We start from the raw sequence: 22,563 nt of genomic DNA on the forward strand, positions 1-22,563 counted from the left end.
CATGTGGTTACTTTAGGGATGATCCGGCCGCACCTCGCTCTGGTCTTCCCACCGAAGCCAGATCCGCGACATCGTCGTCACAGAAGGAACCTTCCATGAGCCAAACAATGCCGTCAGCGACGCCAGGCACTGAAACCACCACAGGAACACCCCGGAAAGCCGCACTTGCCAGCTTCCTGGGCAGCGCGGTGGAGTACTACGACTTCTTCATCTTCGGCTCCGCCGCAGCCCTGATCTTCCCCCACGTGTTCTTCCCCTCCGCCGACGCCAATGCGGCTGTCATGTCTTTTGCCACCTTTGGTTTCGCGTACTTGGCCCGCCCCATCGGTGCGGCATTCCTGGGTCATTTCGGAGACAAGATCGGCCGGCAAAAGGTCCTCATGTTTACCCTGGTCCTGATGGGCGCGTCGACGTTCGTGATCGGCTGCCTCCCTGATTTCAAAACAATCGGCTGGTGGGCGCCCGCTCTGCTGGTGCTCGCCCGGTTGTGCCAGGGACTTTCCGCAGCCGGTGAACAAGCTGGCGCGTCATCCATGACCTTGGAACACGCTCCAGACAACCGCCGATCTTTCTTTACGTCATGGACCCTCACTGGAACCCAGGGAGGCCAGATCTTGGCCGCATTGGTTTTCATCCCCGTGGTGGCACTGCCGGATGACATCAAATACGGAATCGGCTGGCGCGTCCCCTTCTGGCTCAGCGCAGTGGTGGTGCTTGTGGCCTTCTTCATCCGCCGCACCCTGCACGAACCGCCCGCTTTCGCTGAGGCCCAGAAGAACAACCAGATCGCCAAGCTTCCCATCGCAGACCTGCTGAAGCACCACTGGCAGGACGTCCTGCGGGTCATCTGCTGCGCTTTCATTGCAGCAGTCAGCACCGTTTTCGGCACCCTCGCCATCAAATACGCCCAGGATGTCGCCGGGGTCAACAGCACCATCACTCTGTGGCTGGTGGTTGCGGCCAACGTTGTTGCCCTGGGAACCCAGCCGCTGTTCGGCATGCTCGCAGACCGCATCGGACGCAAGCCCGTGTTCATCTACGGGGCCGTGGCGAGCGCCATCATGACACCATTCTTCTTCCTGAGCTTCGAATCCGGCTCCACGCCGCTTATGTTCATCGCCGCTATCGCGTACTTCTCACTGGGCTACGCGGCAGCCAACGCCGTGTGGCCTTCGTTCTACGGCGAGATGTTCAGCACTAAAGTCCGCTTCTCCGGCTTGGCCATCGGCACCCAGCTTGGCTTCCTTGCGGCAGGCTTCGCGCCCACCATCGTCACCGCGATCGGCGGAACCAAGCCTGGCGGATGGGTCCCAGTTTCGATCTTCACAGCCGTAGTTTGCCTCATCGCCGTCATCTCGGCCTCCACCGCCCGCGAATCCGCCAAGACGCCCACCGCAGAGCTCGGCCTGCCCAAGCAAACCCAGCACGTGTAAGCCCGTACTCAGCCCCGCTGGGCTGAGATCGGAGAAGCAGCGAAAAACCCGGAATGTCACATGGCATTCCGGGTTTTTCGCTGTTCTTCGAACCTGAGGGGCCAATGGCAACCGGGAAGGAGCGCTTCCCACTTCCACGTTGCCTCACCCAGCGCAACAATTCCGGGTGCTATACCTGAGGCTCACCTCTGGACAACTCAGACGACGACCTACCGCGGGTCCAACGCCACCGGCTTGAACTTTCCAGAACCCGTTCCGGAGTAGAGAAGCAGTGTTCCATCCCCGGCCACGCCCACCAGGGACGGATCGCCTGTGCCCGTAAAGGCGTTGCCCAGGGCAGCAAAGGAAGTGAACATGTTCCACCCGGACCCCAGGTACTGCCGTGTCAGGAAGCCCCCGGTGCCATTGCCCGGATAGAGCCACAGTGCACCATCGGTACCGCGGGCCAGGACGTCTTCCCGGCCGTCACCGTTGAAGTCGCTGCCCTGCATGACGGCGTTGAAGATGTTCCAGCCAGTCCCGATCTGCTTCCACGGCTGGAATCCCCCGGCACCGTTGCCGGGGTAGAGCCACAAGGCTCCGTCCGCGGCCCGTGCCAGGATGTCGGAGCGGCCATCGCCGGAGAAGTCGCCCGGTGCCAACAGCTCAGTGAATCCTTGCCAGCCCGCACCAATCTGTTTGCGGGCCAGGAACTGCCCCTTCCCATCGGTCGGATAAAGCCACAGCGTCCCATCGGAGGCCCTGGCCACCAGATCCGGGTGCCTGTCGCCGTCGAAGTCGCCGACGCTCAGAACCGACGTGAAGATGTTCCACCCGGTCCCCACCTGTACGCGTGGCAGGAAGCCACCCGAACCGTTCCCCGGGTAGAGCCACAGCATGCCGTTGGCTCCCCGCGCCAGGATGTCGCCCACGGAGTCGCCGTCGAAATCACCGGCTTCCCACACCTGGCTGAATTGGTTCCAACCGCTTCCGATCGCCAGCCGCTCGGCAAAGCCGGTCCCGTCACCCGGGTAAAGCGTCATATCGGAACCAACGCCAAGGACATCCGCCTTGCCGTCGCCGGTAAATTCCTGCCCGCCAACAATGTCACCGGCCAGGTTCCAACCGGTTCCGACGGCGGTACGCGGCAGGAGGCTGCCCGCGCCGTCGCCGGGGTAGACGAAGAGGGCGCCGTCCGACGTGCGGGCAAGGAGTCCTGCCATGCCGCCACCGAAAGTGCCCGCCGCGGAAAGACTGGTGAACACATCCCAGCCTTGGCCGATCTGCCGCTGGTCCAGGAATCCACCCGAACCGTTGCCGGGATAAAGCCAGAGACGGCCGTCGGAACTGCCGGCAATGAGGTCTGCCCGGCCGTCGCCGTTGAAGTCACCGGGAGCCACCAACTGCGTAAAGCCCTGCCAGCCATACCCTGCCTGGCTTCGGGGCAGGAAGCCGCCCTTGCCATTGCCCGGGTAGAGCCATAAGGCGCCGTCGCTGCTGCGCGCCAGGATGTCGGCGAAGCCGTCGCCAGTGAAATCGGACGTGCCCAGGACCGCGTTGAAGATGTCCCAGCCGGAGCCTATCCGTACAGGGTCCTCGAGGCGGTTCCCGGGGAGGCCTGCGTAGAGGAGAAGCGAACCGTCCGCTTCGCGGGAAAGGACGTCGGCCAGCTTGTCACCGTCGAAATCTCCGGCGGAGAAGCTCATTCGTGTCTTGAGTTTCGTGTCCGCATTGATGGTGACCGTGGCGGAGGTTGAACTGACCGAGTTGATGGTCACCCTGGTACCTGTGTAGGTGGTGAAAGTGCTCCCGGCCTGCCAGGCGTGGTTCTGGCTGTACCAACCACTGAACGGCGTGGTGTCCGGCATGAGGATCAGCGACGAAGCAATCGTGGCACCGCCGCGCTGGACAATTTTGACGCCTTTGTTGCCGCCTGAAAGGTAACTGTCGTAGCCAACCGGCTGCCGAAGTTCCAGGTAATAGACCTCCTTGCTGACGGGGTCCGTGAACTTGAGGGCCCGCTGGGCTTCGGTGCCTCCCCAGGGCTTAAGCGTGTAGCTCTTGACTCCCGCGGCCACGCCGGTGTCGCGGATCTCATCGCCTCGCCCGAGTCCGCCGTAGTCCCAGAAAGTGGAGCTGATGACGGGCGAGTTCCATTGCGCAGCGCCCATGATGTCGGTGGTATCGCCGTACTCGCGGATGTAGCAGGACGGGTCCGTGAACTGGCCGTTGCTGTTGACTCCGACGTCGGACGCCCCGCTGGTGCACTGCAGCGCATCAGCGTGCATCATGCCGATGACATGGCCGAACTCATGGCTCATGACGTTATTGGAGAAGTTGCTGATCTGCGGCATCAGGACGCGGCCGCTGTAACTGCCGCTGCTGTAGCCGGCGCCGAGCGCGTTTCCGGACAACGTGGTGGTGGGAATGAAGATCACCAGCGCCGTGTACGGGCTCGCCGACCACTTCAGCTCGCTGGTGATGGTGGAGATGATGGTGCTGTAGCTGTCGGTGGATTTCGCTTGGGATTGATGCCCGGCAACCTTGCTGTTGACCGTCATGGAGAGCTTGTTCGCTGTCATTGCCTGCCAGTAGGAACTGGTGGCGGCCACAGTCTTTTCGGCGTCGGCCATGGAGACAGTGTTGGAGTTGTCCGCGAGTTTTGCCGTCACCAGCCGGACACGGATGTCACCGCCCGGGCCAATCGCTGCTGCACCGTTGCTGAGGAGGGAGTCGACGTCGGACTGTCCCTTGGGTGCGCCGCCCACCGGCGGCTCTTCGAACGTGTGATCCGAGTGGGGCGTGCCCTCAATGAACTTCACGTTCGGATTGTCCGGGCCTGGGACAGGAACGGCTGTTGCAGGGGCCTGAACGAAAAACAGGCCGGTGGCAAACACCATCAAGCCTGTGGACAGCGCGATGGATCGCCGCAAAACACCCATTGAATCTCCCGGGGACGGAGCCTGTGGCTCCTGTGAGTCTCAAGAACCGAGATCAGGCTACAGCCGCAGCCCCACCACGCCGGGAAGGCAGGGCTGGGTCGATTGAAATGCAACCAACCCGGAATCCTAACCGGACCCTAACCGGCCCGAAATACCGTGGCAACAATGCCGGGCCACACTGGAATAGCCGGCAAGTGCAGGCACAAGCTCCAGCCCAGGAGGCCACCATGCTGAAGGAAGTCACAACTCACACAACACGTATACGCGCGATCAGCCAGCTCCACCGTGGAGACGAGATCGAAGCCCGCCTGTCCGTGGGACCCGCCTACGATGACGTGGTCATCCGCCGCGGACTGGTTCAGGAGACCGCGCCGGGTATCGGCGTCGTCTGGATCATGGACCACGCCTCAGGGTTGAGGAAAGCCATCAATACCGACGAATGCAGTGTTTGGCGCGTCGCCTGAACCGGCCTGACCCCAAATCCCGCTTAGCCGTCAATCCTGCTTAGCCGCCGGCCACGGACTGGACAATCAGGACCTCCTGTCCGGCAGCGACCTCCGTATCAAGACCCTTCAGACGCCGCACCTCATCACCGTTCACGTAAATATTCACGAAACGGCGGAGGGACCCGGTTTCATCACGCAGACGCCTGGCCAGCACCGGGTAATCTCCGGTCACCACATCAAGTAATTGTCCAACGGTCACAGCCCCGTCGGCGGACGCAGTCAGATAGGACTGTCCGCCGACGAGGGGCTGCAGGACACCAGGCAGCAGGACCGTAAAGTCAGCCACAACGGGGCCTAACCCGGCACCGGCGCGCTGGCTTGATCGCCCGGAGTGGGGTCAATCTCCTGGGCCGCTGCCTCCACTATCACTGCGGCTTCGGCAATCACTGTGGCTTCCGCCGCAGCCAGTGGCGCTTCCACTCCTGCCGTGTTGTCCACCACTACGGCGGCCCTTACGCACAGGACGTCCGGCAAGTGTGAGGCAACTTCCGTGAAGGTGCTGCCCTCATCAGCGCTGGCATAGACGGCACCTCCGCGGGTTCCGAAATACACCCCCACGGGCTCGGCCGTGTCCACGGACGCGGCATCGCGCAGTACGGCGTTGTACTCATGGTCCGGGAGACCGGCGTGCAGTTCGGTCCACGTGTTGCCGGCGTCATTGGTGCGGTGGACGCTGAGCTTGCTGTCCGGCGGGATGCGTTCGCCATCGGCCTTCAACGGAATCACCCACGCGGTTCCTTCGCGCCGCGGGTGCGTCAGCATGACGAAGCCAAAATCCGCAGGCAACCCGTCCGCGATCGATTCCCAGTTCTCCCCGTTGTCATCCGAGCGGTACACGCCGTGATGGTTTTGAGCGTACAAACGGCCCTCGACGGCGGCGTCTGCCGCGATCTTGTGGACGCATTGCCCGAACTCAGGGTTGGGATCGGGCATGAAGTAGGCCGAGATTCCTTTGTTCCGGGGCTCCCATGAGGTCCCGCCGTCGAGCGATCTGTACACGCCGCCCGTACTCATGGCGATATGGACTTTCTCGCCGGACGGGTCAACCACGATCGAGTGTGCCGCCGCTCCCCCGTAACCGGCACCCCATTCGCTGCGGTGGGGGTGGTCCCACAGCCCGCGGTTCAACTCGAAGTGCTCACCGCCGTCGGTGGATTTCCACACTGAAATCGGCTCGCACCCTGCCCACACGACGCCGGGCCGGGACTCGGCGTCGGGGTAGATCTGCCAGACGCGTTCCAGGGCTGCATCCGTGCCCTCCGGGAATTTGATGGCGCCTTGCTCCGGCTCGGTCCAACTGGCTCCAAGGTCGTCGGAGTGGGCGACGGTGGGCCCCCAATGCTCGGAACGGACTCCCACCATGATCCGGGTTTTGCCGTTGCGCGTATCTATCCCGATGCTGGGTATCTCGCTCATCAGGAAGTGCGGGCCGGAGAGGGACCAATCCTTGCGGTCCGGGCTGGTTGCCAGCCACAGGCCCTTTTTGGTCCCGATAGCCAGGACATAACTCTCTGCGTTATCTGCGGTTGCCATGAGTCCCATCGAACCATCGGTGCGGGTGGGTGGCAACGGTTTTCCGGGCGTATGTGGATAGTCGCAGTTTTGGGATGCCCTCAGCAGATTCGGCCGGACTTTCCATTGCTTTCAAACTCTGGGCAGAGAACTCCTAACGGTTACAGTGTCGCCAAACTCCAGATCGTGACGCGGAAATAGAAAAAAACTTTTCTGGAGCCAGAACCACCGTTGTCCCCCGGCGCGGGAGAAAACGTGCTTGACTGTGGTTTTGCGGTCACGAGGCCGGAACAACGTTGTTGGGGGAACAGATGTTTTGCGAGGTCAGGGAGTCATGAAGCCGTCACAAGGGAACTCTGCGGTCCCAGCGCGTTAGCGGGGCCGCGCCATGGTTGCAGCAGCACTGCAAGAGGGAGCAATAGTCCTGGACCCCTTCTCCGTAAGGATGGTCCTCGGCCTGGTCACCCTGGCCCTGATCGTCATTTCCTGTGTGTCGTCCCAGCGGAGACACTCGGCATACGCCGGGTGGTGGCGGGTTGCCTTATGCCTGTTCTTTGTTGGCAACGCCGCCTTCCTCCTGAACGGGACGGCCTCGCAATTCTGGGCAAACCCCCTGGGCAAGGCCCTGGTTGTTGCCGGTACCTTCTGCCTCTGGGCGGGAGCCCGTACCTTAAGGGACCGCCGCGCCACCCCGTGGCTCCTGGTACCGGCTCCCCTGCTCAGCGGACTTGCCTCGGCATTGGATGACCCGGGATCCGGAGTATGGTCGGGCGGCTTGACGTACCTCAGCCTGACCATGCTGGGAATCAGCCTGGCCGCCGTGGAACTGTGGTTCGCGAGGCCCGGACGCTCGCGGATCACCACGTTCCTGTCCTTGATTGCCGCGCTGACTGCCTTGTACTACTTGTCCCGCGGCATCACCTTTATGGCAGCCGGGCCCAACAGCGCGGTGTTCCTTGACTTCTTTGGTTACGCGCCGGCGGCCCTCATGCATTTGATGCTCCTGGTGTCCGTGTCCTCCACCATGAATACGCTCAGCAACAAGCAGCTGATCAAACGCCTCCGGGAACGTGCCGAGCGTGACCACCTGACGGGCCTGCTCAACAGGGGCGCGTTCCTGGACCTGGCAGCCCGGTCCCTCGCCCGGCCGTCCGGCCGGGGGGCAGCTTTGATCCTCGCCGACCTGGACCATTTCAAGGCAATCAACGACGAGCATGGGCATTCAGCCGGTGACGCAGCCCTCCGCGCCTTCGCTGCAGCCTGCACCGCCTCGGTCAGGTCAACAGACCTCGTAGGGCGATATGGAGGGGAGGAGTTTATCCTCTTCCTGCCCGGCGCCTCCCAACAGAGGGCCGAGGCAATCGCCTCCGAAATCAGTGACCACCTGCAGTCCATGAGGGGTCCGGACGGGTTGCCCTTCCCGACAGTGAGCTATGGCGTGACCTCCACGGGAACCGACGTCCAGGACCTTTCCTTCATGATCAACGTGGCCGACGCCGCCCTCTACAGCGCGAAGGCGCAGGGGCGGAACCGGGTGGTGGGAGCCGTGCCTGCGGGAACGGAACCCGCGCCCGAAGCCAGCCGTCCGCCGTCGTAAGTTCACATAGGTTGGTATCGCCTGGTGTGGCCTTATGCCTAGGCTGTGGGTGGCAAGTGAGAGTGGTTCCCACCCGTGAATCACGGAGGACAAACATTAACGGAGAGCGACGATGACTGAAGCAAACACCAATGCACGTGCACAAAAGCTGAAAGCCCTGCACGAGGCCCCCGAAATCCTGAGCGTGGTGAACGTGTGGGACGCCATCAGCGCCCGGACCATCGCAGAGCTTCCTGGGACGCAGGCGATTGCGACGGCAGGACATTCCATTGCGGCGTCCTTCGGATATGCCGACGGGACCATGCCTTTGGACGTCGCGCTGGATGGAGTAAAGCGGATTGTCGACGCCGTAGATCACCCTGTCAGTGCAGACCTGGACGATGGCTACGACAACCCGGCCGAGACCATCCGCCGGGCGATTGCGATTGGAGTGGTCGGTGCAAACGTCGAAGACCGACTCCGTCCCTTCGACGAAGCCGTTGCTCGCGTCCAGGCAATCATCTCGGCTGCCGCAGATGAAGGAATCGCATTCCAGCTCAATGCGCGCACCGATGCCATTGTGCGGGGCGGCGACCGCCCCATTGAAGAAAGCATCCAGGATGCCATCGCCCGCGGCCGCGCTTTCCTCGACGCCGGTGCTGCCCTGGTCTTCGTGCCCGGCGCCATGACCCGTGAGGTCATCGAGCCGCTGGTTGAAGGCCTCGGCCACGGCAAGCTTTCGGTGATCGGCGCCCCGGGAGCCCTTCCGGCTGCAGAACTCCAGGAACTCGGTGTGGCCCGGGTGTCCTACGGTCCGTTCACCCAGCGCGTGGCCTTGCGGGCACTGCAGGATCTTGCCTCGGATCTTTACGGCTCCGGCGTGATCCCGACCGACACTCCGGCGCTGAACTAGCCGGGCCACTCCTGGCCTGTTCCGTCGGTGGCGGCGGGACAGGTCAGGAGCCGGAGCGGGTGTCGAAGGCAGCTGCGGATTCCCGCAGAAGCCGGGCCACCGTGTCCACGGGCAGGCTCGCTGCCCGACGGCGATCGAAGCGTCGCAGGGCGATGTGCCGGGTGCCCAAACCAGGAACGTCCAGGATGTCCACATGGTCGTGGACCACTCCCGTGAGCGCAAGGGTGGGCACAATGGCCACCCCCTCACCGGCAGCGACGAGTGCCAGCGCCGTCAGGGTGTCGTGGTACTGATGAACAGTCTCAATCCGTGCCCCCGTGGAGTGCCGGAGGCGTCCGAGCACTGCGGTATTGGCTGCTGATGACTCCACCCCCAGCCAGGGCAAGTGCAAGCGGCTGAGATCGATGTTATCCGTGCCCAGCAGGCTGCCTGCGGGCACCACAAGTTTCCACGGCTCATCCATCAAGGGCTCCTGGACCATTCCGGCGGCCATCGGATGCTGCTCTGCCGCCGTCGAGTCCTGTTCGATCACCACGGCATCGAGCTGGCGCTGGCGAATCAGCCTCATCACCGCAGGGAAGCTGTCCTCCACGATCTGGATCTGCAGCTGGGGGTATTGGCTGCGCCATTCCGGAAGGCGCGGGATCACTACTGTGCGCATGAAGCTGGTGAAGCCGCCCACCCGTACAACGCCTGCGATATTCACTTCGCTCTGCATCCGGGCCCTTGCGACGTTGAGCGCACGCTCTATCTCTTCCCCCGCCTCTGCCATGGCCAGGCCCGCGGGTGTGAGCACTGACCCTTTGGGGGTTCGAAGGAGCAGCGACTGCCCCGCCTCGGCCTCAAGTTTGCTCAACTGCTGGGACACCGCGGAGGGCGTAATGCGCAGTTCATCGGCAGCTGCGAGGACGCCTCCGGTACGGGCGACAGCAAGAAGGACCAAGAGTCTGCGGGGGTCCACATCCATGTTAAGCGCTCCTAAACTCCGTCTTCAGAAGATTGCAATTGATCTAAAGGCAATCCTCGCCCAATATTGACTCAAAAGCACGATTCAGCCTCGAAATACCGATCAGCTAATCAAGCCTCCACTCCGGATCACACGCCGCTCACCGGCGCCTTCCGGGGTGCCCAAATCCCGAAAGGAAATCCCATGGAACTGCTGTTCGAAATCACCGGCTGGGCCGGCGCAGTGGCAATGCTCGGCGGCTACTTGTCAGTGTCCATGGGCTGGTTGCAGGCAGGCACCACCTTCCAAACCGTCAACCTCCTTGGTTCGTGCGCTTTCATCATCAATGGGACGCTCCACGGTGCATGGCCTTCCGTAGTGACCAACGTGGCCTGGTTCCTGATCTCAGCAGTGTCGCTGCTCCGGATGCGGGCAAAGGAACGGCAGGAGCGCGAGGCTCAGCAGGCACAGGTTCAGGAACGGGCTCAAAGGACCTCCTCCCTTGGCCCGGACACCGCCGCCCAGGTCATCGTCGCGGCCACCCGCCCCAGCGCCATCGCCGCATAGCCTCCGCCCGGCACCAAAGTCCTTCAACGGCACCGGCGCCGGCATCACAAAAGGTAACGTCCCGACGTCGTGCCTGGTACCGGAGCCTATTCTGGGCAGTAGCCGCCGCCCAACCGTGAAGGAAGCCAATGCCCACTCCCGAACATCCCCTGCGCAAACTTGGTTTCCTCACCATCGGCCTGTTCGATCCCGCGGATCCGGCCGCAGGGCACCGGTCCACCTTGGAGATCATCGAGCTTGGGGAACGGCTGGGTTTCGACAGCGCATGGCTCCGGCACCGGCATCTGCAGTTCGGGATTTCCTCGCCCGTTGCGGTCATGGCAGCAGCAAGCCAGCGCACCTCAAGGATTGAGCTGGGAACTGCCGTGACGCCGCTGGGTTGGGAAAACCCTTTGCGCCTGGCCGAAGACCTGGCCACCGTGGACCTTCTCTCTGGTGGACGCATCAACCCGGGGCTGAGCGTGGGGGAACCCATGAATTACGACACCGTGAAGCATGAGCTCTACCCGGACACGGCCGATGTAGAGGATTTCAGCTACGCCCGTGTGAACCGGCTTGCCCGTCTGGTCGCCGGGGAGAAAATCCGGGAATTTTCCGGCAAACAAGGCGTGGTGGAGGAATTTTCGCACCGCGTGGAACCACATTCTCCGGGCCTGCGTGCGCGGCTTTGGTACGGGGCTGCGAGCATGAAATCGGCGGTGTGGGCCGGGGAAAACGGCTTCAACCTGCTCTCCAGCAGCGTGATCTTCCCGGACAAGGACCAGGAACCGGACTTTGCCAAGGTCCAGCAGTCCCAGATCCGCGCCTATCGCGAAGCCGCAGCCCAAGGAGGCCATCCTGCCCGCGTCTCCCAAGGCCTGGTGGTGATTCCCACAGACTCGGCCTCACCGGACCAGCGGCAGAAATACCAGCGGTATGTGGACCAACGGACCCCACGTACCCGTGCGCCCCAGGGACCGAAGGGCATGATGTTCGCCCAGGACATTATCGGAACCAGCGAGGAGATCGCCGGGCAACTCTACGCCCACCAAGGTTTCCAAGAGGTGGACGAGGTGGCATTCGCGCTGCCCTTCAGCTTTGAGCACGAGGACTATGTGCAGATCCTCACCGACATCGCGGAGAAACTCGGGCCGGCCCTGGGGTGGACGCCCGCCGCCTGACAGGCGTCGCGGGCAAGGCCGCGTCAGACCGGCGTCGCGGGTCAGGCCCCGCCAGACCGGCGTCGGGGCCACGCAGCGTCAGTCCGGCGTCGCGGGCCACGCAGCGTCAGTCCACAAACTCCGACTGTGTCTCGATAAAATCCCAGTCCGCCTCCGTCAGCACACCGCTGACCTTGTCCGGATGGGGACCCCCGGCTTCGGCAATATGCTGCAGTACGGGCAGGGGAAGCTCATCGACGCGCAGGTTTTCCCGCAACCATTCTTTGCTGTCCAGGTGCAGATCGAGCCACCACATGAAAATTTCCATCGCGGACCGCCTTCTTTCGGATGTGCCGTGGGTTCAAGTACGCCGCAGGCACGGATTAACCGTAGGCCGGGGCGGGGGTGTCTACAAGGGTCCGGCCCTTGTGGCCGGCCGCGCTTAGGGCCACTCTGTTCCTAGGGGAATTCCCGGCGTACGCTTCGTTGGCCGGACTCCCGTCACACAAGGGATCCGCCATGGACTGTGACATGGAGCTGGAGATTGATGCCGGCTCTGGACGCGGCGAATATGCGGTGCACGTGGTCCGTGCACCGGCGGGAGGCCACGCTTCGGGCACGTTCACCCTGGACGTGGATGGCATCCTGGAACGGCTCCCCCAACTTGAAGCCACGGTCCTGGCCTCTGCCGTGGCTGCCCGAAGGACCATGCCGGTGGCTGAAATGGCCGTCCGGGAAGTGGGACAACAGTTATTCCAGGCCCTGTTCACCCGCGAGGTTTACGGCACGTACCGGGCCAGCCTGGGCGCCGCGCAGCACGCCGGCCAGCAGCTCAGGGTGGTTCTAAGGTTGTCGGCGCCGGAACTGGCCACCATGCCCTGGGAGACCTTGTTCGACCCCGAAACTGAAACCTACCTCTGCCAGACCGAGCCCCTCCTCCGCCACATCCCCGCACCGGACTACAACCTGAATCCCTTGGATGTGGAGCCCCCTCTGCGCATCCTGGGAATTGTTGCCTCACCGCGGGACCTGCCCTCATTGGATGTCGCTGCCGAGAAAGAACACTTGGCCCGGGCCTTGGCTGGCCCCGTTTCCGAAGGCCGGGTGGAGCTGGTCTGGGCGAAAACGGGGACCTGGGATGATGTGCAGTCCTTGCTGTTGGCCGGGCCTTGGCATGTGGTCCATTTTGTGGGCCACGGCGACTACGACTCCCGAACCGACGAAGGCAGGATAGCCCTGGTGGGTCCCGACGGCAGGGCAGCCATGGTCCGCGCCGTCAGGTTGATGGCCCTGCTCAGCGTCGCCGCGCCACGCCCGAGGTTGGTGGTGCTGAACTCCTGCTCATCCGGGGAAATGGGCCAATCAGACCTTTTCTCAGGGACGGCGTCGGCCCTGGTCAGGAGCGGCATTGGCGCCGTCGCTGCCATGCAGTTCGCCATCAGCGACTACGCCGCCATCGCCTTCGCCCACGGCTTCTACGCCGCGATCGCCAACGGCCGCACCGTGGATGAGGCGGCGCGCGTCGGCAGGATCTCAGTCATGGCCAGCCCCGACGGAACGCTCGAATGGGTCACCCCGGCCCTCTACGTCCGCGGCGGCACCACCCAACTGTTCACGTTGAAAGGAACACCGCGCACTCCGGCGGCAGTTGAAGGCACGGCGCAGGTTGGAAGCGGGGCGTCCGTTGAAAGTTCGACGGCGGCCAGCACCCCGGCCGGCCAAGCTGCGGCACCAACCGACGCAGGTTCGACGGCGGCCAGCACCCCGGGCGGCCAAGCTGCGGCACCAGCGGACGCAGGTTCGACGGCGGCCAACACCCCGGGCGGCCAAGCTGCGGCACCAGCCAACGCAGGTTCGACGGCGTCACCGCCCGACCCGGTAAAGGACCCCCGTTTACCGACCCAAACGGCACCATGGGCATCTCCTCAGGTACCGGGCAGCCCCGGGCAAGGCACACAGCCCGGCGCCAACTCGCCGCAGGCCAGCGCCGGGCAAGGCCATATCGGGCAGGCCAACGACGGGCAGGCAGATACCAATCCAGTGCCCCAACCGCGGGCCGCCCAAGAGCAGGCCATGAAACGGGCGCAACTGAGGGCGCTGTATGTCCAAGCTTCCGCCGAGTTGAGGGCCCGCCGACTGGAACAGGCCGTGGAACTCTTCGAAGACCTCCTGACGCTTGAGCCCGGGTACCGGGACGCGACAACCCTGAGAGACAACGCGAGGCAAAGACTGGAACTGGATCGCACTTATCGCGAAGCACTGGAGGCTGAGGAGGCCGAAGATTGGCTGGCCGCAGCAGATGGCTTCGCCGCGGTCCAGGACCACCCCGCATTCCCTGACGCTGCCTCCCGACGGCAGGACTGCGAGCGCCGCCAACGAATCTCGGACCTGCAAGGTGAGCTCCGATACCATTCCTCCCTCGGCTCCTGGGAGGCGGTGCTGGACGTTTCAGCAGAGCTGGCTACCGTGGATCCGCTCGCCGCAGATCCGGACGGGCTCGCAACGGCAGCCCGGGAAGAACTGGAGAAAGCCAGGCCCACGGAGCCTTCGAACGTTGAGGTGGCCGGGACCGGGATGGATGCGGTGTCCGGGGAAAGGAAGCCGGAGGGCTCGTACACGGCAGCCGATCCCCCGGTTCGGCCGGCACGGAAAACGGCGGCATTTACCGCGCCCTCAACGGACCCGGGTCAAGCCCGTCGCCCATTGAAAGGCTCCGGCCGGACAATAGCCCCATCCGCAACAGGCCCGGCCCCCTCCGCCACCGCGGGCGAGGTCAGCGCACCCCCAGCCACAACGCACCCAGCCACATCCACATCCAAGGCCGAGGCACCCGCTGCCATCCCGCCGTCGAACGCCGGCGTTTCAAGAGGCGAACCGTCGATAACCGCCGCCCCAACACCAAGCCCTTCCGTGGCGGTCCCCGGAGACGGGCTGACGACACCCCGGTGGATGCCGCTGTTGTGGGGAGGTGTCGCACTGGTGGTGGCCGGCGGCCTTGGCGCATGCTTCGCGGTCTACTTCCTCTGGCTGGACGACAACTATTGGTACGAGAGCGGGGGCGATGGGTCCCTCCGCGTCGTCTACGGCCTGGTGGCACCCCTGGGGTACGTGCTGTTGGCGTTGGCGGGACTTCCCGACCGCACCGCCGCCGGCAGGGTGGCGATGGTGGGCGTGGTGGTTTCCGGGGCTGTTTTTGGGCTTTCCGGACTCAACGAAACGGTGGACGCCACCGCCGTCGTTGCCAGCTTTGTGCATGCGGGCCTGGGCGCGTGGGCGGGAATCCTGGCCTTGAGGTCCCGCACCTCCACGCCGTTCGGATGGCTGCTCATGTGGCCCACGGTGACAGTCCCGCTGGTGTGGGTGCAGGACAAGGGAGTCTTCCTTGAATCCTGGTACCGGACGCATGCGTACTTTGTGTTGATTCAGCTTGTGGTTGTTTGTGCAGCGGGGGTCGGACTGGTGGTGGCGGCCCGCCGCCTTGCCGCAGCGGAGAAGGGACAGGAACATGAGCAGGTTGGTTGAATTCACTACCGACGACGGCGGCACGGTAGTTGTGGAGGTCGCTAACGCCGCGGGGAGCCTGGTAACAAGGGGCGGGGATCACGCCGGGGACCATTCGGGGGTCTTTGCCCGGGCCCAGCAGACCTTTGAGCGGGCCCTGGCCCATGTGCGCCCAGCGGTCCAAGGGGTGATCGATGAGCTTCTGAGCCTGGAAAACCGTCCGGATGAGGTAAGCGTGGAATTCGGGATAGACCTCCATGCCGAGGCGGGTGCGTTCATCGCTTCGGCGAGTACGGCATCGAACTTCAAGGTGCGACTGACGTGGAACAAGCCGACGGAAACCTGATGCCCCTACGCCTCTGAACAGCCTGTTCATTGGGGCACCCCGGCGCAACAATAAGGGTATGGCTGTGGAAGATTTCAGCGGACCGATTCCCCTGGTGGTGGGAGTTCTTCCGGACCAGCACGTGGAGGTCCTGCAGACCGCCCGGACGTTGGCCGAGCGGCTCGGCGTGCCGTTGGTGTGCGCCTATGTGGACGAGGCCAGCTACCTCGTTGAGTGGGACCCCTCGCGGGAGACACACCGGATGTCGCTGCACCCTGAGAAGGACAACGCCGACGTCGAAGCCGTCCGGGGTGACCTCGGCAAAGCGATCGCGGAAGCGATGGACGGCGGCACCGCCGAGTGGACGTTGCGTCTGCTGGCGGGAGATCCGGCACGGGCACTGGGCAGGCTTGCCGCTGATATCAACGCTTCCATGATCATTGTGGGAACACCCGAGCCCGGGTTTGGCCACCGGATTTCCGAGGCCCTCAACGGCTCCGTGGCCGCTTGGTTGAGCCATCACCAACGTCGGCCGGTGCTGATTGTGCCCCAGAAAAAGCGGCCGGAAGCTCCCCATGGAAACTAAAGCGAAAGTAGTTATTCGAGGTGGTGGCGAAGGGGTTGCGGGCAACGTAGAGTGATTACTGCAGGGTAGCGAAAGCCCCTGCTCAAAGGCCGCTCCGGAGTGCGTATCCCCCAATAACGCACTCCGGAGCTCTTTTGTTTAAGCAACCTTCTCTCACATCCCCTCCCCTTCAGCCGGACGCTCTTCCACATCCCCTCCCCTCCCGGCCAGCGCTCTCTCACATCCCCTCCCCTTCAGCCGGACGCTCTCTCACCTCCCACGCTGACGGACGACGGCGGCGCTAATGGTGAGTGCCGTCGTCGAGCCTTATGGGGGCGGCCTTCAACGGGTGGCGGCTTCAGGCCGCGTACCGTCGCCACCCGCTTTGGATCTCCGAGAACGGCAACACGCCCACCGCACCAGCGTGTCCAGCCGTCAGCCGATTCAAAGTGGGTGGCGACGGCAAGGCCTACTTTTGGAAACGGAGCTTCCACGGCGTGAGCGCCGACTCCAACGCGGATGGGAAATCACAACGGCTCAGCCGAACAGCCACGCTGCCCCAAGAAGCAGCGGCACGGCCAGGATGCTGGTGAACACCGCCGTGGATTGGGCAATGCCCTGGCCCACGCCGTACCGGACCGCGTAGAGCACCACGTTTTGGCCGGTGGGAAGGATGGCGCAGGCGGTGACCACGAACGTGCTGAACGGGTCCAGATGGAACATGAATGCCGCCAGGATCCAGGCAAGCGCTGGCTGAACAGCAGATTTGAGGATCACGGCCACAGTGGTGGGCGCCCGATCGCCGATGCCGGGCCGGACGGAGAGCCCGTGCAGGGACATGCCGAAGATGATCAACATCAGCGGCACAGCCAACTGGGCCACAAGCGACAGGGGGTCGAGGATGAGCGAGGGCACTTCGATGCCCAAAGCGCTCACGCCCACCCCGAGAATTGCTGCCACGGTGACAGGGTTGCGGAACGGGATGGACAGCACGCGCCAGACGGAGACATGTTTGCCCGCGGGATCTGTGAGGTCGAGGATGGTCAAGGCGATGGGTGTCACGATGGCCAGCTGAAACAGCATGATGGGCGTGACGTACGTGGCGCTGCCGAGGATATACAAGGACAACGGCACCCCCAAATTGGTGGAGTTCACGATTCCCACGGACAGCGCGCCGATAGTGGTCCGCCGGACACCCCAGCGGCAAATGAGGCCAGCCACGGTAAACACGAGCATGACCGCCACCGCGGTGACCACCGAAATCAGGCCCGTGGCACTGAGGACATCTGAAATATGGCGCGAGGCAATCGCCGAAAACATCAGGCAGGGCAGCCCCACCATGAAAGTCAGCGTCGAGAGAACCTTGCTGCCCTCGGGACCCAGTGCCTTGGTCCTGCCAAGGATGTAGCCAATGAGCAGCACCACGCTGACCACAAAGAAACCTTGAAGGACTCCGTCCACACCGTTTTCCTTAATCCGTAACTCTGGAGGCCCGGCTGGTGACGCAGGCTGGCTGGGAACGGATTAACCCTATCGGGCAGGAAACGGCGGGGCTGCCACGCGTTGTCACCACCCACTTTGGATCCGAAACCACCTCGACACGCCACAAAGGAAGGCGTGTCAGGCCGAACCAACACTCAAAGAAGGTCAGGAAGGCACACGCCGAACCACTACAGACGCAGGAACGGCCGGGACGCGCTGCCGCTTGGCATAGACCCTGGCCCGCTGGCTGGACAACGCCAAGAGGACGAGGATGTCCGAAGCCAGGCCGGAGAGGCCGGCTTCCAGGGTGAGGTTGGCAGTCCCGGTGGAATAGTCGACGGCCTGCACCAGGATCGAGATGGAGCTCAAAGCCATGGCGATCACCCGGGCCCCATTGCTGCCAAGGAAGATCCGCCAGGCCAGGAAAACCTCGCCAAGTCCGAACAGCAGGACGATGACCGCCATGGTGACGATTACCGACGTCGTGGTTTCCGCATCCAGGACGACATCTTCAAGGCCAATGTCGCCGCCTGACGTCAGCAGTGTCATCGCCAACGTAAAAGCGGCTATGGCCCGGATGGCAACCAGGACCGCACCGGTCACGATGGGTGCCGGACGCCGGTCACGGCTGTCGGTCCGGCTGGGCGGCTGGTCGGCGGGGACGGAGACGCTTCGGGCATCGACAATGGGTAGGTCGCCGTCGGTTGAAATGGAATCACCGCCGCCGTTGCGCGTGTGGTAGCCGGTGGAAAAGTCCTTGATGACGTGCACGGAGACGCTGGATTCGGCAGCCGACACGGTGGAAACGACGTGGTCCCGCTCCACGTCCGTGTTCTGCTCGATTTTGTGCGTGATCTGCAAGGTGAAGAGCGAGAAGCCGACACTGCGGTCGTATGTTCCGGCGGCGAGCCAGTCCACTTGGTGCCCGCCTGGAAGGAGCCACCCTTCAGGGCATCGCCAAAAGCGGACGTGGTGGCGTTTGCCGGGGGTGTTGTTGACCTCTTGCTGGTAGGCAAAGTCCTGCTGCCGGTCGAAGAGATACAACGGGCTGACCGGAGCCTCGGTATAGCTCTGCCGGAAGATGGTGGAACTGACGATGCGCCGGCTGCTGGCGAAGGTGACGTCGTCGGCCAGGGTCCACCCGGCGGACCTCATGATCGCATGGACTTGGGGTTCGGCCCCCAGCAATGCGACGTTGACGGGGTCACCCAGCAGCCCGTCGCTGGTCCGGGCGCGGCCAATGAAATACCCGGGAACGTAAATGGTGGTCAGGATCCGGTGCAGCCGCGGCAACAGCAGGTAGGCAAGGAATGCCCAGAATACGAAGGAGAACCACAGTTGGCCCCACCCCAGATGGAAGCTTTCGCCCACCAGCAGGAATGCCAGCCATACCGTGGCGGCTCCACCGAGGACGAAGAACCCGTGGTCGAGCCTGCTGTCCGTGGCGTCCTTGTTCGGCGCTGTGTCCATGAAGCTCCCCCCTGTGGCCCCTTAAGCTTGGGACTTCGGGTGGCAGTTGTACAGGCTTAGGCCCGCAGTTTCGGTACGTCGAGCTGGCCGTGGGCGATAAGCCACTGCAGGGATTCCAGGATTGCCTTCTCGGGTTCGTAGCGCGGCGCGTACCCGATCATCGATACAGCCTTTTGGATGCTCACGCAGTGGTTGCGGGACAGGTGGGCCCAGCTGATATCGGCAGCTTCCGCAGTGGTGCTCCGGCGGAACTCCTCCCAGCCCACCGTTTCCATACGAGGCTCCTGGCCAAACCACGATGCCGCCATGCCCACGTAACCCCGAACCGTCAACGCGGTGGGGGCAACAATGTTGAAATCTTCCCCGGCAGCCGATTCCCGGTTCAGGATGGCTTTCTCGAAGGCCTGGGCGACGTCGTCGGCGTGGACGTGGTGCATCAACTCGGTGCCGTTCCCCGGAACCTGGAGTGCGTGCCCTGCGGCAATCGTCTTCCACACTCCCGGGTCCAGGTTTCCCAACGGCCCGATCGGCTGCCATCCGGGACCCACGATGTGCCCGGGATGAATCGACGTGGTGGCCAACCCGCCCGCTGCCGTCTCTTCCTTGAGCAGGCGTGCAATGTCCCGCTTCCGGATCCCATACTCATCCAGGGGCTCTGCAGCGGAGTCCGCGCCTTCCACAAGGGGCAACTTCAGGCTGATGCCGTAGCGCCAAATGGAGCCGCAATGCAGCAGATGGCCGGTCCCGCCGCGCAGGCGTCCAAGCAGCGCGCTGGCAGATTCGGGCGTGAAGCAAATGAGGTCAACCACGACGTCGGCACCCAGTTGCGCTACCCGGTCGCCAAAGCTGCCCTCCCGGTCCTCTTGCTCCCGGTCCGCGGTTACCTGGCGGACCTGCTGCCATTCAGGCGCAGCAATATAGGAATTGCCGGTCCCGCGGCTGATATTGATGACTTCATGCCCGGCCCGCACGAGCCTGGGTACAAGGAAGGACCCGATATGGCCGCTGCCACCGATCACCACGATTTTCATTGTTCTCCGATCTCCACGAGCCACGGTACTGGCAGGTGAGGGCCTTTCGGTAGGGCCGAACGCAGTTCCTGGAAAGTGGAGTGGCGGTCCTTCTAAAGAACAGCAAAAAGCACCCTTTGAAGCCCGACGTCGGCACTCACCCGGGTGCCGACGTCGGGCTTCTTTGCAGTTGGCCTCCAAGCACTGAACGTCAAGCCGCTGAATAATAACGAGACTTACTTGTTCGCGGGTTCGACAAACCGCAGGCCAACGTGACTAGCATGAATAGTCCGGGGCAGCCCGGGTACGTGACCTCTTGAACGACCCCCTCGGACGGTCGGCGTTGACGCGGCGACCACGTAAAGGAGAAAACTGTGCGGGAGCCTGCAGTCAGCGAGAGCGTGTCAGAAACCAGCGGAACTCCGGAAGAAAATTCGGAGGAAACGCCACAGGAAACGCCCGATGAAAGCGTGAGCGAACCGGCGGAAATCACTTTCGACGAGCAGTTCTACCCGGCCCGCCCCAAGGCGCTGAGGCCCATTGCCCGCAGGCGGCAATTTTTCGCGGCCCGCCCTTCCCTTGAATTCGACGGCCTGAACTCCACCTATGTGGATTGGCTCCGGAACCAGTCCATGCTGGGGGACGCCAACACCATGGCCCGGCAGCTTTCCGGCCAGGCGAGCATGTGGCAGAACTCCTATGCCAGGCCCAACCCCCGCGCTGCCGTGGAGCGCGCACCTGTCTGGTTCACGGCCTACCCGTTGTCCTTCATCACCAAGGATGGCCAGTCCTTCCTCTCGGCGCTGGGTGATCCCGAGCTTTGGGATGCGTTCAGCAAGATCGGCATTCGCGGTTTGCACACAGGCCCGGTGAAGCTGGCCGGCGGCATCCGTGGCTGGTCGCAGACTCCCAGCGTGGACGGGCATTTTGACCGCATCTCCATGGCGATCGATCCCGCGTTCGGCACCGAAGAAGAGTTCCGCCAAATGTGCGAGGTCGCCAACAAGCACGGCGGAACCATCATTGACGACATCGTCCCGGGGCACACCGGCAAGGGTGCCGACTTCCGGCTGGCTGAGATGAACTTCCGCGACTACCCGGGGATCTACCACATGGTGGACATCCCCGAGGAAGACTGGCACCTGTTGCCGGACGTCCCCGAGGGCGCGGACTCGGTGAACATCAGCCCGGCTGCCGAGGAAGCCCTGCAGAAGGCGGGCTACATCATCGGGCGGCTGCAGCGGGTCATTTTCTATGAACCCGGCGTGAAGGAAACCAACTGGAGCGCCACCAAGCCAATCATCGACACCACCGGAAAGACCCGCCGCTGGGTCTACCTCCACTACTTCAAGTCCGGACAGCCTTCCATCAACTGGCTGGACCCAACCTTCGCAGGCATGCGCCTGGTTGTCGGCGACGCCTTGCACTCGCTGCTGGACCTCGGCACCGGTGCGTTGCGGCTCGATGCCAACGGATTCCTCGGCGTCGAAAAGAGTGCGGAGGAGGAGCCGGGCTGGTCGGAGGGCCACCCGTTGTCGGAGGCCGCAAACCAGCTGATCGGGTCCATGATCCGTAAAGTGGGCGGGTTCTCCTTCCAGGAACTGAACCTCACCATTGATGACATCAAAGCCCAGTCGGAGTCCGGGCCCGACCTCTCGTACGACTTCATCACCCGGCCCGCGTACCACTACGCCTTCGTCACCGGAGATACCGAATTCCTGCGTTTGACCCTGCGCCTCTCCATGGAGATCGGGGTGGACCAGGCTTCCCTGGTCCATGCCCTCCAGAACCACGACGAGCTCACCTACGAGTTGCTGCACTTCGCAGCCGGCCACAGGGAGGACATTTTTGAGCTGGGCGGCGAAGAACTGACCGGCGCCGAAGTTGCCGAGAAGGTGCAGGAAACCCTGCGGGAACGCCTCACGGGCGCGAACGGCCCGTACAACGCACTCTTCACCACAAACGGCATCGCCTGCACCACGGTCAGCTTCATCACGGCCGCGCTGGGTATCACGGACCAGGACGCCATCACCCCCGAGCAGGAAGCCCAGGTACGGGATGCCCACGTGCTGTTGTCCATGTATAACGCGCTGCAGCCGGGCGTCTTCGCGCTCTCCGGCTGGGACCTCACCGGCATCACGGCCCTGGACCGCGAGACCGTCAAGGAGCTGACGTCGCAGGGTGACACCCGCTGGATCAACCGCGGCGCCCACGACCTCATGGGAACCAGCCCCGAAGCGAAGACCTCGCTGGCAGGCATGGCCCGGGCCCGCAGCCTCTACGGCTCGTTGCCTGAGCAGCTCAACGATCCAAGCTCCTACGCACGTCGGCTCCAGCAGATCCTCACAGTGCGGGAGGAGTCGGGCATCGCCACCAGCACCTTGCTGGACGTGCCCGAGGTCTCCAACCGGGGGCTGCTGGTGTTGGTCAACCAGCTCGCCGACGGAGCACTCCAGGTCACCGTGCTGAACTTCTCGGACCAGGACATCGCCGGCAGCATCCAGTCCTCACACCTCGTTCCGGGAGCTGCCGTGCATGACCTGTTCAGCGGCGAGGACGTCGGCCAGGTGGATGATCTGTGCAGCTTCTTCCTCCAGCTCGGGCCGTTCCAAGGCACGGCGCTGCTGTTGAAGGACCCTGTTGTGGAGGAAGAGTCCGCCGAATAGAACGCACGACGTCGGCACTCACGGTGAGTGC

General features: G+C 63.6%; 18 protein-coding genes. 10 read left to right on the forward strand and 8 right to left on the reverse strand.

The genetic code is table 11. The features are described 5' to 3' along the window. Nucleotides 1-95 precede the first annotated feature (95 nt). On the forward strand, nucleotides 96-1,433 hold the full coding sequence (locus LDN85_RS21235; RefSeq protein ID WP_026541129.1) for an MFS transporter: 1,338 nt from the start codon (nucleotides 96-98) through the stop codon (nucleotides 1,431-1,433). Nucleotides 1,434-1,642: 209 nt separating this feature from the next. Here LDN85_RS21235 and LDN85_RS21240 read toward each other — a convergent pair whose 3' ends face one another. After that, nucleotides 1,643-4,354, reverse strand: coding sequence for an FG-GAP-like repeat-containing protein (locus tag LDN85_RS21240; protein WP_223944217.1), 2,712 nt, complete (start codon nucleotides 4,352-4,354; stop codon nucleotides 1,643-1,645). A 227-nt stretch (nucleotides 4,355-4,581) separates the two neighbouring features. On the opposite strand from LDN85_RS21240, the gene LDN85_RS21245 reads away from it, so the two are divergent. Then, on the forward strand, nucleotides 4,582-4,818 hold the full coding sequence (locus LDN85_RS21245) for a hypothetical protein (protein ID WP_026541127.1): 237 nt from the start codon (nucleotides 4,582-4,584) through the stop codon (nucleotides 4,816-4,818). A gap of 40 nt (nucleotides 4,819-4,858) precedes the next feature. Here the strand turns inward: LDN85_RS21245 and LDN85_RS21250 are convergent, their stop codons facing one another. After that, the gene (locus LDN85_RS21250) at nucleotides 4,859-5,146 is read right to left on the reverse strand and encodes a MoaD/ThiS family protein (protein WP_026541126.1); all 288 of its coding nucleotides are present in this window, start codon (nucleotides 5,144-5,146) and stop codon (nucleotides 4,859-4,861) included. An 8-nt stretch (nucleotides 5,147-5,154) separates the two neighbouring features. Continuing rightward, on the reverse strand, nucleotides 5,155-6,402 hold the full coding sequence (locus LDN85_RS21255) for a sialidase family protein (protein ID WP_223944218.1): 1,248 nt from the start codon (nucleotides 6,400-6,402) through the stop codon (nucleotides 5,155-5,157). 358 nt (nucleotides 6,403-6,760) lie between these two features. Between LDN85_RS21255 and LDN85_RS21260 the strand changes: the two genes are divergently transcribed. Both LDN85_RS21260 and LDN85_RS21265 read left to right on the forward strand, forming a co-directional pair. Next, on the forward strand, nucleotides 6,761-7,969 hold the full coding sequence (locus tag LDN85_RS21260; RefSeq protein ID WP_223944227.1) for a diguanylate cyclase: 1,209 nt from the start codon (nucleotides 6,761-6,763) through the stop codon (nucleotides 7,967-7,969). Between the two features lie 112 nt (nucleotides 7,970-8,081). Further along, nucleotides 8,082-8,861, forward strand: coding sequence for an isocitrate lyase/phosphoenolpyruvate mutase family protein (locus LDN85_RS21265; RefSeq protein ID WP_091553509.1), 780 nt, complete (start codon nucleotides 8,082-8,084; stop codon nucleotides 8,859-8,861). Nucleotides 8,862-8,904: 43 nt separating this feature from the next. On the opposite strand, the gene LDN85_RS21270 is transcribed toward LDN85_RS21265, so the two are convergent. Next, nucleotides 8,905-9,828, reverse strand: coding sequence for a LysR family transcriptional regulator (locus LDN85_RS21270; RefSeq protein WP_026541124.1), 924 nt, complete (start codon nucleotides 9,826-9,828; stop codon nucleotides 8,905-8,907). A 183-nt stretch (nucleotides 9,829-10,011) separates the two neighbouring features. On the opposite strand from LDN85_RS21270, the gene LDN85_RS21275 reads away from it, so the two are divergent. Both LDN85_RS21275 and LDN85_RS21280 read left to right on the forward strand, forming a co-directional pair. Further along, nucleotides 10,012-10,374, forward strand: coding sequence for a YgjV family protein (locus tag LDN85_RS21275; RefSeq protein ID WP_223944229.1), 363 nt, complete (start codon nucleotides 10,012-10,014; stop codon nucleotides 10,372-10,374). 128 nt (nucleotides 10,375-10,502) lie between these two features. Continuing rightward, nucleotides 10,503-11,534 carry an LLM class flavin-dependent oxidoreductase gene (locus tag LDN85_RS21280; protein WP_223944231.1) on the forward strand — a complete coding sequence of 344 codons (1,032 nt, stop codon included), beginning with the start codon at nucleotides 10,503-10,505 and terminating at the stop codon, nucleotides 11,532-11,534. 106 nt (nucleotides 11,535-11,640) lie between these two features. Here LDN85_RS21280 and LDN85_RS21285 read toward each other — a convergent pair whose 3' ends face one another. Next, nucleotides 11,641-11,841, reverse strand: a complete 201-nt coding sequence (locus LDN85_RS21285) for a hypothetical protein (protein WP_026547727.1) — start codon at nucleotides 11,839-11,841, stop codon at nucleotides 11,641-11,643. A gap of 203 nt (nucleotides 11,842-12,044) precedes the next feature. Here LDN85_RS21285 and LDN85_RS21290 point away from each other — a divergent pair, with 203 nt between their 5' ends. From LDN85_RS21290 to LDN85_RS21300, 3 genes are read left to right on the forward strand one after another with little or no spacing between them, the layout of a single operon-like run. After that, nucleotides 12,045-15,035, forward strand: coding sequence for a CHAT domain-containing protein (locus LDN85_RS21290; RefSeq protein WP_223944233.1), 2,991 nt, complete (start codon nucleotides 12,045-12,047; stop codon nucleotides 15,033-15,035). Continuing rightward, the gene (locus LDN85_RS21295; protein ID WP_026541119.1) at nucleotides 15,019-15,360 is read left to right on the forward strand and encodes a CU044_2847 family protein; all 342 of its coding nucleotides are present in this window, start codon (nucleotides 15,019-15,021) and stop codon (nucleotides 15,358-15,360) included. Before LDN85_RS21290 ends, LDN85_RS21295 begins: the two co-directional genes overlap by 17 nt. A gap of 58 nt (nucleotides 15,361-15,418) precedes the next feature. Then, nucleotides 15,419-15,925: a universal stress protein gene (locus LDN85_RS21300; RefSeq protein WP_091553515.1), complete on the forward strand. Its 507-nt coding sequence runs from the start codon at nucleotides 15,419-15,421 to the stop codon at nucleotides 15,923-15,925. Nucleotides 15,926-16,441: 516 nt separating this feature from the next. Here the strand turns inward: LDN85_RS21300 and LDN85_RS21305 are convergent. The 3 genes from LDN85_RS21305 to LDN85_RS21315 all read right to left on the reverse strand — a co-directional run bounded on the left by LDN85_RS21305 (nucleotide 16,442) and on the right by LDN85_RS21315 (nucleotide 19,887). Beyond that, nucleotides 16,442-17,365 (reverse strand): AEC family transporter, encoded by a 924-nt coding sequence (locus tag LDN85_RS21305; protein ID WP_223944235.1) that lies wholly within the window; start codon nucleotides 17,363-17,365, stop codon nucleotides 16,442-16,444. A gap of 186 nt (nucleotides 17,366-17,551) precedes the next feature. Further along, nucleotides 17,552-18,856, reverse strand: coding sequence for an LssY C-terminal domain-containing protein (locus tag LDN85_RS21310; RefSeq protein WP_223944236.1), 1,305 nt, complete (start codon nucleotides 18,854-18,856; stop codon nucleotides 17,552-17,554). 56 nt (nucleotides 18,857-18,912) lie between these two features. Beyond that, nucleotides 18,913-19,887 carry an NAD-dependent epimerase/dehydratase family protein gene (locus tag LDN85_RS21315; protein ID WP_223944238.1) on the reverse strand — a complete coding sequence of 325 codons (975 nt, stop codon included), beginning with the start codon at nucleotides 19,885-19,887 and terminating at the stop codon, nucleotides 18,913-18,915. Nucleotides 19,888-20,240: 353 nt separating this feature from the next. Between LDN85_RS21315 and treS the strand changes: the two genes are divergently transcribed. Next, nucleotides 20,241-22,532 carry a maltose alpha-D-glucosyltransferase gene (gene treS / locus LDN85_RS21320; RefSeq protein WP_223944240.1) on the forward strand — a complete coding sequence of 764 codons (2,292 nt, stop codon included), beginning with the start codon at nucleotides 20,241-20,243 and terminating at the stop codon, nucleotides 22,530-22,532. Nucleotides 22,533-22,563 lie beyond the last annotated feature (31 nt).

The sequence above is a fragment of the Arthrobacter sp. StoSoilB20 genome, from assembly GCF_019977295.1.
GTDB lineage: Bacteria > Actinomycetota > Actinomycetes > Actinomycetales > Micrococcaceae > Arthrobacter > Arthrobacter nicotinovorans_A.

What these genes read in the sequence shown, in the direction of transcription:
- LDN85_RS21235 (WP_026541129.1), top strand. Translation starts at nt 96, where the DNA reads ATGAGCCAAACAATGCCGTCAGCGACGCCAGGCACTGAAACCACCACA.
- LDN85_RS21240 (WP_223944217.1), bottom strand. Translation starts at nt 4,354, where the DNA reads ATGGGTGTTTTGCGGCGATCCATCGCGCTGTCCACAGGCTTGATGGTG.
- LDN85_RS21245 (WP_026541127.1), top strand. Translation starts at nt 4,582, where the DNA reads ATGCTGAAGGAAGTCACAACTCACACAACACGTATACGCGCGATCAGC.
- LDN85_RS21255 (WP_223944218.1), bottom strand. Translation starts at nt 6,402, where the DNA reads ATGGGACTCATGGCAACCGCAGATAACGCAGAGAGTTATGTCCTGGCT.
- LDN85_RS21260 (WP_223944227.1), top strand. Translation starts at nt 6,761, where the DNA reads ATGGTTGCAGCAGCACTGCAAGAGGGAGCAATAGTCCTGGACCCCTTC.
- LDN85_RS21265 (WP_091553509.1), top strand. Translation starts at nt 8,082, where the DNA reads ATGACTGAAGCAAACACCAATGCACGTGCACAAAAGCTGAAAGCCCTG.
- LDN85_RS21270 (WP_026541124.1), bottom strand. Translation starts at nt 9,828, where the DNA reads ATGGATGTGGACCCCCGCAGACTCTTGGTCCTTCTTGCTGTCGCCCGT.
- LDN85_RS21275 (WP_223944229.1), top strand. Translation starts at nt 10,012, where the DNA reads ATGGAACTGCTGTTCGAAATCACCGGCTGGGCCGGCGCAGTGGCAATG.
- LDN85_RS21280 (WP_223944231.1), top strand. Translation starts at nt 10,503, where the DNA reads ATGCCCACTCCCGAACATCCCCTGCGCAAACTTGGTTTCCTCACCATC.
- LDN85_RS21285 (WP_026547727.1), bottom strand. Translation starts at nt 11,841, where the DNA reads ATGGAAATTTTCATGTGGTGGCTCGATCTGCACCTGGACAGCAAAGAA.
- LDN85_RS21290 (WP_223944233.1), top strand. Translation starts at nt 12,045, where the DNA reads ATGGAGCTGGAGATTGATGCCGGCTCTGGACGCGGCGAATATGCGGTG.
- LDN85_RS21295 (WP_026541119.1), top strand. Translation starts at nt 15,019, where the DNA reads ATGAGCAGGTTGGTTGAATTCACTACCGACGACGGCGGCACGGTAGTT.
- LDN85_RS21300 (WP_091553515.1), top strand. Translation starts at nt 15,419, where the DNA reads ATGGCTGTGGAAGATTTCAGCGGACCGATTCCCCTGGTGGTGGGAGTT.
- LDN85_RS21310 (WP_223944236.1), bottom strand. Translation starts at nt 18,856, where the DNA reads ATGGACACAGCGCCGAACAAGGACGCCACGGACAGCAGGCTCGACCAC.
- LDN85_RS21315 (WP_223944238.1), bottom strand. Translation starts at nt 19,887, where the DNA reads ATGAAAATCGTGGTGATCGGTGGCAGCGGCCATATCGGGTCCTTCCTT.